The sequence below is a fragment of the Micrococcus sp. iso_26 genome, from assembly GCF_056172975.1.
The window spans coordinates 1,540,758-1,556,139 of the sequence record NZ_CM149652.1; the positions used below are offsets into that span (position 1 = coordinate 1,540,758).

Annotated in this window: 11 protein-coding genes; 5 read left to right on the plus strand and 6 right to left on the minus strand. The window is 73.8% G+C overall.

Annotated elements, in window-relative coordinates; all coding sequences use genetic code 11:
- The first annotated feature begins 83 nt into the window (after positions 1-83).
- Complete coding sequence (locus AC0VX0_RS07140) at positions 84-2,324, plus strand: response regulator (protein WP_435818474.1); 2,241 nt, start codon at positions 84-86, stop codon at positions 2,322-2,324.
- A 7-nt stretch (positions 2,325-2,331) separates the two neighbouring features.
- Here the strand turns inward: AC0VX0_RS07140 and AC0VX0_RS07145 are convergent, their stop codons facing one another.
- Positions 2,332-4,287 carry an AMP-binding protein gene (locus tag AC0VX0_RS07145; protein ID WP_073117430.1) on the minus strand — a complete coding sequence of 652 codons (1,956 nt, stop codon included), beginning with the start codon at positions 4,285-4,287 and terminating at the stop codon, positions 2,332-2,334.
- Between the two features lie 216 nt (positions 4,288-4,503).
- On the opposite strand from AC0VX0_RS07145, the gene AC0VX0_RS07150 reads away from it, so the two are divergent.
- Genes AC0VX0_RS07150 through AC0VX0_RS07165 form a run of 4 tightly spaced genes read left to right on the plus strand, consistent with a single transcriptional unit; the run spans position 4,504 to position 8,856 of the window.
- Positions 4,504-5,193 (plus strand): GntR family transcriptional regulator, encoded by a 690-nt coding sequence (locus AC0VX0_RS07150; RefSeq protein WP_070708642.1) that lies wholly within the window; start codon positions 4,504-4,506, stop codon positions 5,191-5,193.
- Positions 5,190-6,716, plus strand: a complete 1,527-nt coding sequence (locus AC0VX0_RS07155) for an MmgE/PrpD family protein (RefSeq protein WP_070708643.1) — start codon at positions 5,190-5,192, stop codon at positions 6,714-6,716. The genes AC0VX0_RS07150 and AC0VX0_RS07155 overlap by 4 nt, the downstream gene beginning before the upstream one ends.
- Positions 6,716-7,654, plus strand: coding sequence for a methylisocitrate lyase (gene prpB / locus AC0VX0_RS07160; protein ID WP_063189203.1), 939 nt, complete (start codon positions 6,716-6,718; stop codon positions 7,652-7,654). The genes AC0VX0_RS07155 and prpB overlap by 1 nt, the downstream gene beginning before the upstream one ends.
- Before the next feature lie 56 nt (positions 7,655-7,710).
- The gene (locus AC0VX0_RS07165; protein ID WP_063189202.1) at positions 7,711-8,856 is read left to right on the plus strand and encodes a bifunctional 2-methylcitrate synthase/citrate synthase; all 1,146 of its coding nucleotides are present in this window, start codon (positions 7,711-7,713) and stop codon (positions 8,854-8,856) included.
- A 245-nt stretch (positions 8,857-9,101) separates the two neighbouring features.
- Here the strand turns inward: AC0VX0_RS07165 and AC0VX0_RS07170 are convergent, their stop codons facing one another.
- The 5 genes from AC0VX0_RS07170 to AC0VX0_RS07190 are packed head-to-tail and all read right to left on the minus strand — an operon-like array spanning position 9,102 to position 15,359.
- Positions 9,102-10,811 carry a CTP synthase gene (locus tag AC0VX0_RS07170; protein WP_113914473.1) on the minus strand — a complete coding sequence of 570 codons (1,710 nt, stop codon included), beginning with the start codon at positions 10,809-10,811 and terminating at the stop codon, positions 9,102-9,104.
- 9 nt (positions 10,812-10,820) lie between these two features.
- Positions 10,821-11,786 (minus strand): site-specific tyrosine recombinase XerD, encoded by a 966-nt coding sequence (xerD, locus tag AC0VX0_RS07175; RefSeq protein ID WP_063189197.1) that lies wholly within the window; start codon positions 11,784-11,786, stop codon positions 10,821-10,823.
- On the minus strand, positions 11,783-12,490 hold the full coding sequence (locus tag AC0VX0_RS07180; RefSeq protein ID WP_336638783.1) for an NUDIX hydrolase: 708 nt from the start codon (positions 12,488-12,490) through the stop codon (positions 11,783-11,785). The genes xerD and AC0VX0_RS07180 overlap by 4 nt, the downstream gene beginning before the upstream one ends.
- 41 nt (positions 12,491-12,531) lie before the next feature.
- Positions 12,532-14,274 carry a DNA repair protein RecN gene (gene recN / locus AC0VX0_RS07185; protein ID WP_036338142.1) on the minus strand — a complete coding sequence of 581 codons (1,743 nt, stop codon included), beginning with the start codon at positions 14,272-14,274 and terminating at the stop codon, positions 12,532-12,534.
- The gene (locus tag AC0VX0_RS07190; RefSeq protein ID WP_078025590.1) at positions 14,271-15,359 is read right to left on the minus strand and encodes an NAD kinase; all 1,089 of its coding nucleotides are present in this window, start codon (positions 15,357-15,359) and stop codon (positions 14,271-14,273) included. The genes recN and AC0VX0_RS07190 overlap by 4 nt, the downstream gene beginning before the upstream one ends.
- Positions 15,360-15,382: the final 23 nt, after the last annotated feature.

Below are 15,382 nucleotides of genomic sequence, written 5' to 3' on the forward strand. Positions count from 1 at the left end.
GCGGTCATAGTGGTCACGGCGGCCGACGGACTGCAGGATCGTGGGGGTGGACCGGCGCGTCGCCGGCCCGAGGGAGGAGAGGCATGCGCCACCCGTGGTCGATCGCCCGGCGGATCGCCGTGGTCCACGTGGCGCTCGTGGCGGCCATCGCCCTGTTCAGCGTGTGGAGCGCCTACCTCCAGGCCCGCGAGGTGGCCCAGCGCGTCGAGGAGCGCCATGTGCAGGGCGTCACCACCCTCGTGGCGCGCGACCCCGCGCTCGTCTCGGCCCTGCGGGCCGGCGACGCCCCCGCCCTGCAGGCCGGGATCGACGGCTGGATCGCCGAGGCGCAGGTCTCGTGGTTGACCGTGATGGACCCGGACGGGATGCGGTTGGCGAGCTGGCGCCCCGAGCAGGTCGGCGTCCGCTACCCGAGGCCGGTGGACGCCGTCGTCGCCGGGGACACCGTCGTGGAGCTCTCGAGCACCGGTGCGGCGGGCCGTTCGGTGCGCGCGCTCGCGCCGGTCGTGGACCCGGAGGACGGCACCGTCCTGGGCGTGGTCACGACGGGCGTGCAGATCTCCGATGTCGCCATCATGGCCCAGGCCCAGATCCCCGGCATCCTGCTCGGCTCGGCCGCCGTGGCCGCCGTCGGCCTGCTCGTCGCCTGGCTCGTGGGCCGGTATCTGAACCGGGTGACGCTCGGACGCGGCCCCGAGCAGATCGCCGAGCAGTTCCTGCTGGCGGAGACGGCCATGGACTCGCTCGAGGCCGGCGTCGTGGTCCTCGCCCCGGACGGGCGGGTCCGCCTGCACAACGACGCCGCCGCGCGCCTGCTCGGCTGGGAGGGCGCGGGCGAGCCTCGACTGCCCACCGAGCTCTCGGCGGCCCTGCCGGGCGCGGTCGGCGGTGAGGCGAGCCTCGCCGTCGGCGGTCGGGTCCTCGTGGTGCAGGAGCGTGTCGTGCGGGCGCCCGGCCGCTCCGACCCCGGCGGGTCGGTCCCGCCGACGGCCCTCGCCGCGGCCGCCCGCGAGGGCGTGACCACCGCCCCGGCGGGATCGCGCGTGCTCGTCCTGCACGACCGCACCGACCTGCAGCGGCTCGGCGACGAGCTCACCGTGGCCCACACCCTGACCACGGCGCTGCGCGCCCAGACGCATGAGCACGCCAACCAGCTGCACACCGCCCTCGCCCTCGTCGAGTCGGGCCGGTTGGAGGCGGCCCGCGCCGTGCTGTCCCGACGCGCCGCGGACGAGGAGGCCTCCGACGACGTCCTCGCCGCCCTGCTGACCGCGCTGGGCAACCTGGTGGACAACGCCCTCGACGCGGCCGCCGCACCCGACCTGTCCGCGGCAGACCGGTGGGTCGACGTCGAGGTGGTCTCGGACGCCGCGGGCCTGCTCGTGCAAGGTGGCCGACGGCGGCCCCGGACCCTCCGACGCGGACCGCGGCCGACTCTTCGACCGGGGCTGGTCGACGAAGCCCGTCGGCGCCGCCGGACGCGGCATGGGGCTGTGGCTGACGCGGCGGATCGCGGAGGAGGCCGGCGGGGTCGCGGACGTCGCGACCGACTCGGGCACCGTGTTCACCGTCGAGGTGCCCCGCACCCCCCGACCCCAGGAGGAGATATGACCGCCCGCCCGTACCGGGTGCTCGTCGTCGAGGACGAGCAGCTGACGGCCGAGACCTACGTGGCGCACCTGGACCGGCTGCCGGGCTTCGAGGTGGCCGCGGTGGCCGGTTCCCTGCTGGCCGCGCGGCAGGTCGCCGCGGCGGGCCTGCACGCCAACGGGCGCTTCCCGTTCGACGTCGTCCTGCTGGACATGAACCTGCCGGACGGGCACGGCCTGGACTTCCTGCGCCAACTGCGCGCGGCCGGCTTCCACGGCGGGGTGCTGGCGCTCACCGCGGCCACCGACCTGCCGGTGGTGCGCCGGGCCGTCGCGTACGGGGTGACGCAGTACCTCGTGAAGCCGTTCGGGTTCGACGAGTTCGCGGACCGACTGGGCGGGTTCCGCGCCGCCTCGGCGATGCTGGCCGGCGACGGCGCCCTCGACGGCCAGGAGCAGGTGGACGCCGTCTTCCGCGTCTCCCGCGAGCGGCGCGCCGAGGCCCTGCCCAAGGGGCTGACCGAGGGCACCCTGCGCGAGGTGGTGGAGCTGCTGGGGGCGGACCCGGAGACCGCCCTGAGCGCGGCCGAGGTGGGCGAGCGCCTGGGCATCTCCCGCGTGACGGCCCGGCGCTACCTCGAGCACCTCGAGCGGATCCGCCGGGTGCGGCGCTCGGCCCGGCACGGCGGCCGCGGCCGGCCCGAGCAGGAGTACCGCTGGGCCGGCCGCACGTGAGCGGGGCTCAGCGGGCCGGGCGCAGCACCCCGGCCAGGGCCTCGAGCACGGCGGGGTCCTCGATGGTCGAGGGCACCGCGTACTCCTCGCCGTCGGCCATCTGCCGCATGGTCTTGCGCAGGATCTTGCCCGAGCGGGTCTTGGGCAGCGCGTCCACCACGACGACGTCGCGGAAGTCCGCCACCGGACCCACCTCGCGGCGCACCGCCTGACGCAGCTCGTCCATGAGCGCGGCCTCGGCCTCCGAGCCGGCCTCGGGCGTCTCGACGCCGGACTTGAGGACCACGTAGCCCGAGGGTCGCTGGCCCTTGAGCTGGTCTGCGACGCCGATCACGGCGCACTCGGCCACCGCCGGGTGCGCGGCCAGGGCGGCCTCGAGGACGCCCGTGGACAGCCGGTGCCCGGAGACGTTGATGACGTCGTCGGTGCGCCCGAGCACGAACACGTAGCCGTCCTCGTCCACGAGGCCGGAGTCACCGGTCGCGTAATGGCCGGGGAACGCGCTGAGGTAGGAGTCGATGTAGCGCTGGTCGTCGCGCCACAGGGTGGGCAGGGTGCCCGGGGGCAGCGGCAGCCGCAGGGCGATGTTGCCCTCGGTCCCGGCGGGCACGGGCTCGCCCAGGCCGTCCAGGACCACGAGGTCCACGCCCGGCGAGGGCACCGAGGACGACCCGATCTTCACCGGCAGCTGTTCCAGGCCCACCGGGTTCGCCGCGATGGCCCAGCCGGTCTCGGTCTGCCACCAGTGGTCGATCACCGGCATGCCCAGCAGGCCCTCGATCCACCGCTGCGTCTCCGGGTCCAGGCGCTCGCCCGCGGCGAAGAAGTGCCGCAGGGAGGACAGGTCGTGGGCCTGGAGCAGCTCGCCCTCGGGGTCGGCGCGGCGGATCGCGCGCAGCGCCGTGGGGGCCGTGAAGAAGGACCGGACCCCGTGGTCCTCGATGAGCCGCCAGAACGCGCCGGCGTCGGGCGTGCCCACGGGCTTGCCCTCGTACATCACCGTGGTGGCCCCGGCCAGCAGCGGTCCGTAGACGATGTAGGAGTGCCCCACGACCCAGCCCACGTCCGAGGCGGTGCACATCGCCTGCCCCGGGCCGACGTCGTAGATGTGCTCCATGGTCCAGCGCAGGGCGACGGCGTGGCCTCCGTTGTCCCGGACGACGCCCTTGGGCTTGCCCGTGGTGCCCGAGGTGTAGAGCACGTACAGCGGGTCGGTGGCCCGCACCGGGACGCAGTCGGCCGGCTCGGCGGCCGCGACGGCCTCGCCCCAGTCCTCCCAGCTCGCGCCCCCGCGCCCGTCGGCGTCCGCGAGCGCGGTCTCGAAGCCCTCGCGGTGGTGGACCAGCACCGTGCGCACGGGGTGCGCGGCGGTCTCGAGCGCCTCGGCCACGGCGGGCAGGTATTCGACCCGGCGCTTGGGCTCGATGCCGCCGGAGCAGGTGAGCACGACGTCGGGGGCGGCGTCGTCGATGCGGGAGGCGAGCTCGCGCGGGGCGAAGCCGCCGAAGACCACGGAGTGCACCGCGCCGAGCCGCGCGCACGCCAGCATCGCGATGTGGGCCTGCGGGATCATCGGCAGGTACACGAGGACGCGGTCGCCCTTGCCGACGCCGCGCGCGGCCAGGGCGCCGGCCAGGCGGGCCACCGCGTCCGTGAGCTCGGCGTACGTGTAGCGGGTGACCTCGCCGGTCATCGCGGAGTCGTGGATCAGCGCGACGGCGTCCCCGCGGCCCGCCTCGACGTGCCGGTCCAGGCAGTTGAAGGCGGTGTTCAGCTCGCCGTCCGGGAACCAGCGGTACAGGGGCGCGGCGGAGTCGTCGAGGGCGCGCGTGGGCGCGACGGTCCAGTCGATGGCGCGCGCCGCGTCGAGCCAGAACCCCTCGGGGTCGCGGAGGGACCGGGCGTGGGCGTCGGCGTACGCGCCGGAGGGGCGGTCTTCGGTGGGGGCATCGTGGGTCGCCATGCGCCCAGGGTAGTGCCGTGGATCACAGGGGGCAAGGAATCTGTATACATTTCTTGCCCCGTCAGTGAGGCGTGGCGGCACGCGCGAGTCCCGCGCCGGGGACGCACCACCCAGCCCCCGCACGCCGGACGGCACTCCCCGTGGGCGGCGTCGCCCGGCACGCGCATCGGACACACCCCCTGCCCTCGGCGGGACTGTTGTGTATACACTGGCGGCATGCGAGCGAGTGAGCGGGCGTACCAGGCCCTGAGGGCGGAGATCCTCGACTGGTCCCTCCCTCCGGGCGCGGGCCTGGGCGAGGTGGAGCAGGCCGAGCGCCTGGGCATCTCGCGCACCCCTCTGCGCGAGGCGCTCTCCCGCCTGGTGGCCGACGGCCTGGCCGAGCAGGCCCCGGGCCGGGGCATCGTCGTCGCCGACCTGTCCCTCGAACAGGCGGACCAGCTGTTCGACCTGCGCATCGCCCTCGAGTCCCTCCTGGCGCGCCGGGCCGCGCAGCGGGCCACCCCGGAGGCGGCCGAGCGGTTCACGGTCCTCGCGGGCCGTTTCCAGGAGGCCGAGGTGGCCCTGCGCGGCGGGACCGACCCGGCGGACTACTACGCGATGACGGCCGAGCTGGACAGCCGGCTGGACGAGGCCGCCGCGAACCCCTACCTCGTCTCCACCCTGCGCACCCTGCGCCTGCACCTGGCGCGCCTGCGCCGCCTGGCCGCGGACGACCCGGCCCGCCTCGCGGCCTCCGCCGCGGAGCACGCGGACATCGCCGACGCCGTCGGCTCGGGCGCCGCGGACCTCGCGGAGGCGACCACGCGGGTCCACCTGCACCACGCCTTCCACCATCTGACCCGGCGCGGCCGCGCCGAGGAGACCCCGACCCTGCTGACCCCCACCGAAGGAGACCGACCATGAAGAACCATCACGTGCGCGTCCACCGCTCCGAGGAGAACCTCGAGCGCAAGGACCAGCTGGCCTGGAAGCTGGCCGAGGTGGCCGTCGACGACGTCGAGGTGCTGCCCGAGGTCGAGGAGATGATCATCAACCGGATCATCGACAACGCCTCCGTCGCCGTCGCCTCGCTGAAGCGCGGCCCGATCGTCGCCGCCCGCGCCCAGGCCCTGTCCCACCCGGTCTCCACCGGCGGCGAGGGCGCCTCCGTGTTCGGTGTGGCGCAGAAGGTCTCCCCCGAGTGGGCCGCGTGGGCCAACGGCGTGGCCGTCCGCGAGCTGGACTACCACGACACGTTCCTGGCCGCCGAGTACTCCCACCCGGGCGACAACATCCCGCCGATCCTCGCCGTCGCCCAGCACGCCGGCCGCTCCGGCAAGGACCTGATCCGCGGCATCGCCACCGGCTACGAGATCCAGGTGGACCTCGTGAAGTCCATCAACCTGTACGGCCACAAGATCGACCACGTGGCCCACATCGGCCCCTCCGCCTCCGCCGGCATCGGCACCCTGCTCGGCCTGGACACCGAGACCATCTTCCAGGCCATCGGCCAGGGCCTGCACACCACCACCGCCACCCGCCAGTCCCGCAAGGGCGAGATCTCCACGTGGAAGGCCCACGCCCCGGCGTTCGCCGGCAAGATGGCCGTCGAGGCCGTGGACCGCGCCATGCGCGGCCAGACCTCCCCCGTCCCGATCTACGAGGGCGAGGACGGCGTGATCGCCTGGCTGCTGGACGGCCCGGACGCCTCCTACGAGGTGCCGCTGCCCGAGCAGGGCGAGCCCAAGCGCGGCATCCTGGACACCTACACCAAGGAGCACTCGGCCGAGTACCAGGCCCAGGCCTGGATCGACCTGGCCCGCAAGCTCCACAGGGAGCACCCGGAGGCCACCGACCCGGCGAACGTCGAGTCGGTGCTGATCAAGACCTCGCACCACACCCACTACGTGATCGGCTCGGGCGCCAACGACCCGCAGAAGTACGATCCGACGGCCTCGCGCGAGACCCTCGACCACTCCATCCCCTACATCTTCACCGTGGCCCTGCAGGACGGCTCCTGGCACCACGTGGACTCCTACGCCCCCGAGCGCGCCCAGCGCGAGGACACCGTGGCCCTGTGGCACAAGGTGACCACCGTGGAGGACCCGGAGTGGACCCGCCGGTACCACTCGCTGGACCTCGCGGAGAAGGCGTTCGGCGGCGCGGTGGAGATCACCCTCAAGGACGGCGCCGTCATCACCGACGAGATCGCCGTGGCCGACGCCCACCCGCTCGGCGCCCGGCCGTTCGCCCGCGAGCAGTACATCCAGAAGTTCCGCACCCTGGCCGAGGGCATCGTCTCGAAGGAGGAGCAGGACCGCTTCCTGGCCGCCGCCGAGCGCGTGGCCGAGCTGCAGCCCGGCGAGCTGGACCAGCTGAACATCCTGGCGGACCCGGCGTTCCTGTCCGAGGCCGACCTCGCCGCCGCCCCGAAGGGCCTGTTCTGATGCTGTACTCGACGAAGACGGCCGAACAGAAGCGGATCGACCTGCGGCAGACCCTGAAGCAGGGCGGCGCCCAGCAGTTCCCGGGCGCGTTCACGCCGCTGACCGCCAAGCTGATCCAGGAGAAGGGCTTCCCCGGGGTGTACATCTCCGGTGGCGTGCTCGCGAACGAGCTGGGCCTGCCCGACGTCGGGCTGACCACGCTCACCGAGGTGGCCGTGCGCGGCGGGCAGATCGCCCGCCTCACGGACCTGCCGTGCCTCATCGACGCGGACACGGGCTTCGGCGAGCCGATGAACGTGGCCCGCACGGTGCAGGAGTTCGAGAACGCCGGCCTGGCCGGCTGCCACATCGAGGACCAGTTCAACCCCAAGCGGTGCGGCCACCTCGACGGCAAGAACATGGTGGACCTCGACACCGCGGTCAAGCGCATCGCCGCCGCCGTCGACGCCCGCCGGGACCCGAACTTCCTCATCATGGCGCGCACCGACCTGCGGGCCGTGGAAGGCCTGGACGCCGCGATCGCCCGCATGAAGGCGCTCGTGGAGGCCGGTGCGGACGCGATCTTCCCGGAGGCCCTGAAGGACATCGGCGAGTTCGAGACCGTGTGTCGCGAGCTGGAGCCCCTCGGGGTCCCGGTCCTGGCGAACATGACCGAGTTCGGCAAGTCCGAGCTGTTCACCCGCCAGCAGCTGGCCGACGCCGGCGTCGCGATGGTGATCTACCCGGTCACCCTGCTGCGCTCCGCGATGGGCGCCGCCGAGCGCGTGCTCGACGCCATCAAGGAGGAGGGCACCCAGCAGTCGCAGGTGGAGCAGATGCTCACCCGCGCCCGCCTCTACGAGCTGGTGGACTACGAGGGCTACAACGCCTTCGACACGGGCATCTTCAACTTCGACGTGCCCACGCTCGACATCGGCGCCAACCACGCCGACCTCTGACCCGTCACCGGGCCCGCCCGTGCGCGGGCGGGCCCCACTCCCCGAGGAGGGACACCATGACCGAGACCGAGATCAAGAAGGGCCTGGCCGGCGTCGTCGTGGACACCACGGCGATCTCCAAGGTCAACCCGGAGACGAACTCCCTGCTGTATCGCGGCTACCCCGTGCAGGACCTGGCCGCGCAGCTTTCGTTCGAGGCCGTCGCGCTGCTGCTCTGGACGGGCGAGCTGCCCACGGACGAGGAGCTGGCCGCGTTCGAGCGCTTCGAGCGCGCCCACCGTGCCCTCGACCCGAAGGTGAAGCAGGCCATCGACCTGCTGCCCACCGACTGCCACCCCATGGACGTCGGCCGCACCGCCGTGTCCGTGCTCGGCGCGAACCACCCGAAGGCGGAGGACTCCTCCCCCGAGGCCGAGCTGGAGAAGGCCCAGGCCCTGTTCGCGGCGTTCCCGGCCGTCGTCGCCTACGACCAGCGCCGCCGCCGCGGCCAGGACGTGGTGGAGCCGCGCGAGGACCTGGACTACTCGCAGAACTTCCTCTGGATGACGTTCGGCGAGGAGGCCGCCCCGGAGGTCGTGGACGCGTTCCGCGTCTCGATGGTGCTGTACGCCGAGCACTCGTTCAACGCCTCGACCTTCACCGCGCGCGTGATCACCTCGACGCTCTCCGACCTGCACTCGGCCGTGACCGGTGCGATCGGCGCGCTCAAGGGCCCGCTGCACGGCGGCGCCAACGAGGCCGTGATGCACACCTTCGACGAGATCGGCATCCGGAAGGAGGAGTCCCGTGAGGACGCCGCCGCCCGAGCGAAGGCGTGGATGGAGGACGCCCTGGCCCAGAAGAAGAAGGTCATGGGCTTCGGCCACCGCGTCTACAAGAACGGGGACTCCCGCGTGCCCACCATGAAGGCCGCACTGGACCGGATGATCGAGCACTACGGCCGCGAGGAGATGCTCGGCCTGTACGACGGTCTGGAGCAGGCCATGGACGAGGCCAAGCAGATCAAGCCGAACCTCGACTACCCCGCCGGCCCGACGTATCACCTCATGGGCTTCGACACCGAGCTGTTCACGCCGATCTTCATCGCCTCGCGCATCACCGGCTGGACCGCCCACATCATGGAGCAGCGCGCCGCGAACGCGCTGATCCGCCCGCTCTCGGCCTACGACGGCCCCGAGCAGCGGGAGCTGCCGGCGGGCTGAGCCTCGTGAGGGGCGGTCGGGGCGACTTGTCGGAGGTGTAGACGCAGATCACCTCCGACACGTCGCCCCATTCGCTCGCGGCGCGGTGCCGCGTGCACGACGACGGCGGGTCGCCCCGGGTGGGGCGGCCCGCCGTCGTCGTGTCGTCATCGGTGCGACGCCCTCGCAGAGTGGTCACGACACGCCGCGTGCCGGGCGCGGCGACGGCGTGTCGTGACCACTGTGTCGGGCCGGTCGTCGGCCCCTCAGCGCCGGGCCGCCGCGTCGGCGCGGCGGGCCAGGCCGGCGGCGACGAGGCCGGCGAACAGCGGGTGCGGGCGGGTCGGCCGGGAGGAGAACTCCGGGTGGGCCTGCGTGGACACGTAGTACGGGTGCACGTCCCGGGGCAGCTCCACGAACTCCACGAGGGCGCCGTCCGGGGAGGTGCCGCAGATCGCGAGACCGGCCTCCTCGAGGCGGTCGCGGTAGGCGTTGTTCACCTCGTAGCGGTGGCGGTGGCGCTCGGTCACCTCGGTGGTGCCGTAGGCCTCGGCCACCACGGAGCCCGGGCGCAGGGTCGCGGGGAAGGCGCCCAGGCGCATGGTGCCGCCGAGGTCCCCCTCGCCGGCCACGATCTGCTCCTGCTCGGCCATGGTGGCGATCACGGGCGAGGCGGTCTCCGGGTCGAACTCGGTGGAGTCCGCGTCCTCCAGGCCGAGGACGTTGCGGGCGTACTCGATGACCATGGACTGCAGGCCCAGGCACAGACCCAGCGTCGGGATCCGCTGCTCGCGGGCGTGCCGCAGCGCGCCGAGCTTGCCCTCGAGCCCGCGCACGCCGAAGCCGCCGGGCACACACACGGCGTCGACGTCCGCGAGCGCCACCGCCGCGCCCTCGGGGGTGGCGCACTCGTCCGCGGCCACCCAGCGGATGCCCACCTTGGCCCGGTGGGCGAAGCCACCGGCGCGCAGCGCCTCGGTGACGGACAGGTAGGCGTCCGGCAGGTCCACGTACTTGCCCACGAGCGCCACCGTGAGCTCGTGCTCCGGGTGGTGCACGGCGTCCATGAGGGCATCCCACGCGGTCCAGTCCACGTCCTTGAACTTCAGGTCCAGGGACTGCACCACGTGGGCGTCGAGGCCCTGGTCGTGGATGACGCGGGGGATGTCGTAGATGGAGGGGGCGTCGGCGCAGTTGACGACGGCGTCCTGCGGGACGTCGCACATGCGGGCGATCTTGCCGCGGACATCGTCGGGGACGGCCCGGTCCGAGCGCAGCACGATCGCGTCCGGCTGGATGCCGATCGAGCGCAGGGCGGCCACGGAGTGCTGTGTGGGCTTGGTCTTGAGCTCCTGCGAGGGGCCGATGTACGGCACGAGGGAGACGTGCAGGAAGAAGACGTCGTCGCGGCCGACGTCCTGGCGGACCTGGCGGGCGGCCTCGAGGAAGGGCTGCGACTCGATGTCGCCGACGGTGCCGCCGATCTCCGTGATGATCACGTCCGGGGCGGGGCGGTCGCCGCGGGGCTCCGCGGGCAGGCGCATCCGGCGGCAGATCTCGTCGGTGATGTGCGGGATGACCTGGACGGTGTCCCCGAGGTACTCGCCGCGGCGCTCGCGGGCGATCACGGTGGAGTACACCTGGCCGGTGGTCACGTTGTCCAGGCCGTCGAGGTCCTCGTCGAGGAAGCGCTCGTAGTGGCCGATGTCCAGGTCCGTCTCGGCGCCGTCCTCGGTGACGAACACCTCGCCGTGCTGGAACGGGTTCATGGTGCCCGGGTCCACGTTGAGGTAGGGGTCGAGCTTCTGCATCACCACCCTGAGCCCGCGCGCCTTGAGCAGGTGGCCGAGCGAGGAGGCCGTGAGCCCCTTGCCGAGGGAGGAGGCGACACCGCCGGTCACGAACACGTGACGGGTGACGCGCGTGGACGTCTGAGTACGAGTAGTTCGTTTCACCACGGATTTTGAGCGTATCAGGTGCGGGGCTCAGCGCGCGCGCGGATGCGCGGCGGAGTAGACCTCGCGCAGGGAGTCCACGGTGACGAGGGTGTACACCTGCGTGGTGGTCACGGACGCGTGCCCGAGCAGCTCCTGGACCACGCGGACGTCCGCGCCGCCGGCCAGCAGGTGCGTGGCGAAGCAGTGGCGCAGGGTGTGGGGCGAGACGTCCGCCTCGAGGCCGGCGCGCTCGGCCGCCCGCTTCAGCACGGCCCACGCGGACTGCCGGGAGAGCCGGCCCCCGCGGGCGTTGACGAACAGGGCGGGCGTGGAGCGTGTGACTCCCGTCATGATCGTGGGCCGTCCCCGCACCAGCCATGCGTCGAGCGCGGCGGCCGCGTAGGAGCCGATCGGCACCACGCGCTCCTTGGACCCCTTGCCGAACAGGCGGACCACGGGCTGGCCGCCGTCGTCCCCGGTCTGCGCGAGCCCCACCACGTCGTCGACGTCGAGGCCGACCACCTCGGAGATGCGGGCGCCGGTGCCGTAGAGGAACTCGAGCAGCGCGCGGTCCCGCAGTCCGGCGGGGGTGTCGACGGGCACGGCCTCCAGCAGCGCCGTCACCTGCTCCACGGGGAGCGCCTTCGGCAGGCGGTCGCCCGGCTTCGGCGGGTGGACGTCGCGGGCGGGGTCGGCGGGCGTGAGTCCCTCGAGGGCCCAGAACCGGTGCAGCCCGCGCACCGCGGCGAGCACGCGGGCGGCCGAGCGGACGGCGAGCGGGCGGCCGCCGTCGTCGCCCGTGGCGAGGGCCTGCAGGAAGCCGGCCACGTGGCCGGGGTCGACGTCCCCGGGGGCGCGCACCCCGGCCGCCTCGAGCCAGCGACGGTAGCGGGCCAGGTCGCGCCGATAGGCGGCCAGGGTGTTCTCGGCCAGGCCCCGCTCGACGGCGAGATGGTCCAGGTGCCGGCGGAAGGGTGCCGCGAGCGCCGAGGTCTGCGGCGCGTGCGGGCTCACGCGGACCAGTCCGCCCCCGGGGCCTGCCGGTCGGGGACGAACGGCGCGTCCACGGGACGCAGGCGTCGCCAGCCCTGGGCCCGGTGGGCGCCCAGGGCCAGCACGGCGACGACGGTGGATGGGTTGTGCACCCGGCCGTCCAGGACGGCGTCGGTCACCTCGTCGACGCCGACCCACACGAGCGGCATGGCGGCCTCCTCGTCCTGCCGGGTGTGCCGCTCGCCGTCGGGGATCTCTTCGATCTGACGGGCCAGGAACACGCGGATCGCCTCGCTGGAGCCGCCCGGGGTCGTGTAGTAGTCGACGAGGGTGTGCCACTCGCGGGCGCGCAGGTCGGCCTCCTCGGCCAGCTCACGGACGGCGACCTGGTGGAGGTCCTCCCCGTCCACGTCCCGCAGGCCCGCCGGGATCTCCCACAGCTCCATGCCCACGGGGTGGCGGTACTGGCGGACGAGGGCCACCTGCTCGCGGGGGCCGGTGGTGGTGAGCTTGGTGCGGACCGCGAGGATCGCCACGGCGCCCGGATGCACCATCAGCTCTCGGGTCAGCGGTTCCCGGGACTTGTCCGCCGGGTCCAGGCGGAACGACTCGCGGGCGATGTCCCACACGCGGCCCTCGTACACGGTCTTCGACTTCTTCACCGGGCGGGGGACGTGCAGGTCGCGCAGGGGCGAGCGTCCCGCGGACGCGGAAATCTCAGGCATGGGGCGATCCTCTCATGTCGGGGCGGCGTCCGCGGACCGGGTCAGCCGCGTTCGCGGGCGGAGGACTCGAGCAGTTCCCGGGCGTGCTCGCGGGCCGCCGCGGAGTCCCCGTGGCCGGCGAGCATGCGGGCGAGCTCCTCGACCCGCTCGTCGGCCGTCAGCGTCACGACGTCGGAGGTGGTCACACCCGCGGCCGGGTCCGAGTTCTTCTCCACCCGCACGTGCCGGTCCGCGTAGGCGGCGACCTGGGGCAGGTGGGTCACGGCGATGACCTGCACGTGGCGGGCGAGCCGGGCCAGGCGGGCCCCGATCCGCACGGCGGCCTCACCGCCCACGCCGGCGTCGACCTCGTCGAACACGAAGGTGGGCACCGGGTCCGTGGCGGCCAGGACCACCTCGAGGGCGAGCATCACGCGGGAGAGCTCGCCGCCGGAGGCGCCGCGGCCCAGGGGCCGGGGCTCGACGCCCGCGTGGGGGCGCAGGGCGAGCGTGACGTCCTCAGCGCCGTACGGGCCGAGACCGTCCCCGGCGACCGGCGTCAGTCCCACGTGGAACGAGGCGTCCGGCATGAACAGGGCGTGCAGTTCCTCGGTCACCGCGGTCTCGAGCCGCTCGGCGGCCGCGGTGCGCAGGGCGGTGAGGGTCGCGGCCCGCTCGCGCAGCGCGGCGTCCAGCCGGTCGACCTCCGCCTCGAGCTCCTCGAGGCGGCCGGAGTCGCCCTGCAGCTCGTCCAGGCGCGGACGTTGGGTCCGGGCCCAGTCGATCACGTCGGCGAGCTCCGGCCCGTAGAGCCGCTGCAGTCGCGTGAGCTCGGCCAGCCGCGACTGGGCCGCGTCGAGGTCGGAGGCCGCGTCGGCGTCCAGGTCGGCGGTGTAGCGGGCCAGGTCGCCGGCGATGTCCGTGAGCACGACGGCGGCCTCGGCCAGGCGTGCGGCCGCGGCGGCGAGGTCGGGGTCGTCGCCGGGGGCGGCGAGCACGGCCTGCCGCGCCGCCTCCACAAGGCTGACGGCGCCGGGGGTCTCGTCCATCGCGTCCACGTCGGGGCCGGCCAGTCGGGCGTGCGCCTCCCCCGAGGCGGCGCGCAGCTCCTCGACGTCCTCGAGCCGACGGATGAGAGCCCGCAGCTCCTCGTCCTCCCCCTCCTGCGGCTCGGCGAGGTCGATCTCCTCGAGCGAGCGCTGCAGTGCCTCGGCCTCGCGGGCCCGCTCCTGGCGGTGGGCGGTGAGCTCCTCGCGCTCCCGACGCGCGGCGGTCCAGGCGGCGTGGTCCGCGCGGTAGGCGCGCAGGGCCGCGGCGAGCTCGGCGCCGCCGAACGCATCGAGGGCGTGCCGCTGGGCGTCGGCGCCCTGGAGGCGGACCTGGTCGTTCTGCCCGTGCACGGCCACGAGCGTGGCCCCGATCTCGGAGAGCAGGCCCACGGGCACGGAACGGCCGCCGGCCGTGGCACGGGAGCGTGTGCCGTCCCCCGACGCCGTGACGCTGCGGCTGAGGACCAGGTCGTGGGTGCCGTTGTCGCCCTCGTCCACGACCGCGCCGGCCTCCTGAGCCAGGCGGAGCGCCGCGTGGTCCGCGGTCACGCGCACGCCGGCGTCCACGACGGCTCGGGACGAGCCCCGGCGGACCGCGCCCGCGTCGGCGCGAGCACCGAGCAGCAGGCCCAGGGCGGTGACCACCATGGTCTTGCCGGCGCCGGTCTCACCGGTGACGACGGTGAAGCCGGGGTCCAGGTCCACGGTGGCCTCGCCGATCACGCCGAGCCCCGAGATCCTCAGATGGTCGATCATGCGTCCTCCCCGGGGTGACGCGCCCCGCGGTCGCGGTGGCGTTGGATGTCCGCGGGCGAGGGCACCGACAGCGGCATGGTGGCCGGTTCGACGACGTCGGGACGCGGCCCCGCGTGCCGCGGCTCGACGGTCTCCACCTCGTGGAGCACGCCCGCCCGCTCTTGGGCGGTGACGGGGCCGCGCCAGCCGTCCGTGGGCAGCCGGAACTTGCGCACCAGCCGTTCCGCGAAGGGAGTCGGGTTAAGACGGGCCAGGCGCACCGGCTCTGCCGACCGGGACACCTCGACCCGGGCCTGCGGTGGCAGTTCGACGGTGCGCCGGCCGTCACACCACAGCACACCGGTCTCGCGGGTGCGGGTGAGCACGTCCACACCGATCGTGGAGCGCGGACCCACCACGAGGGGGCGGGTGAACAGTGCGTGGGCGCTGATGGGCACGCACAGCAGGGCCTCCACGGAGGGCCACACCACGGGGCCCCCGGCGGAGAAGGCGTAGGCCGTGGAGCCGGTGGGGGTGGCCAGCACGACGCCGTCGCAGCCGAAGGACGTCAGCGGCGAGTTGTCCACGGAGACGACCACCTCGAGCATCCGCTCCCGGTGGGACTTCTCCACGGAGGCCTCGTTGAGGGCCCACGTGCGGGCCACCTCGCGGCCCTCCACGTGCACGACGACGTCCAGGGCCATGCGCTCGATCACCACGTAGGACTCCGAGGCGATCGCCTGGACGGTGCGGTGCAGGTCGGTGCGCTCGGACTCGGCGAGGAAGCCGACGTGGCCCAGGTTCACCGCCAGCAGCGGCACGTTGTAGCCGCGGACGAAGTCGGCCGCCCGCAGCACCGAGCCGTCGCCGCCGAGGACGAGGCCGAGGGTGATGTCCTCGAGCTCGCAGTCGACCCCGAGGGTCTCCGGCGCGAACTCCGGGGGGTCCCCCGCGGCCGCGCGGATGGCGGCCACGTCCTGTTCGAGCATGACGGTGACCAGGCCCTCCTCCGCGAACATGCGGGTGGCCTGCAGCGCCGCGCTGATGGCGTCCTCGCGGCCCGTGTGGGTCAGGACGAGGATGCGACGTCCGGGGGTGTAGGGCATGGTTCCTTCCGCGAGCCGGGGTG

Excerpts from the sequence above, each read along its gene's own strand:
- AC0VX0_RS07145 (WP_073117430.1), bottom strand. The coding sequence starts at position 4,287 with ATGGCGACCCACGATGCCCCCACCGAAGACCGCCCCTCCGGCGCGTAC.
- AC0VX0_RS07180 (WP_336638783.1), bottom strand. The coding sequence starts at position 12,490 with ATGCCTGAGATTTCCGCGTCCGCGGGACGCTCGCCCCTGCGCGACCTG.
- recN (WP_036338142.1), bottom strand. The coding sequence starts at position 14,274 with ATGATCGACCATCTGAGGATCTCGGGGCTCGGCGTGATCGGCGAGGCC.
- AC0VX0_RS07140 (WP_435818474.1), top strand. The coding sequence starts at position 84 with ATGCGCCACCCGTGGTCGATCGCCCGGCGGATCGCCGTGGTCCACGTG.
- AC0VX0_RS07190 (WP_078025590.1), bottom strand. The coding sequence starts at position 15,359 with ATGCCCTACACCCCCGGACGTCGCATCCTCGTCCTGACCCACACGGGC.
- AC0VX0_RS07165 (WP_063189202.1), top strand. The coding sequence starts at position 7,711 with ATGACCGAGACCGAGATCAAGAAGGGCCTGGCCGGCGTCGTCGTGGAC.
- AC0VX0_RS07155 (WP_070708643.1), top strand. The coding sequence starts at position 5,190 with ATGAAGAACCATCACGTGCGCGTCCACCGCTCCGAGGAGAACCTCGAG.
- prpB (WP_063189203.1), top strand. The coding sequence starts at position 6,716 with ATGCTGTACTCGACGAAGACGGCCGAACAGAAGCGGATCGACCTGCGG.
- AC0VX0_RS07150 (WP_070708642.1), top strand. The coding sequence starts at position 4,504 with ATGCGAGCGAGTGAGCGGGCGTACCAGGCCCTGAGGGCGGAGATCCTC.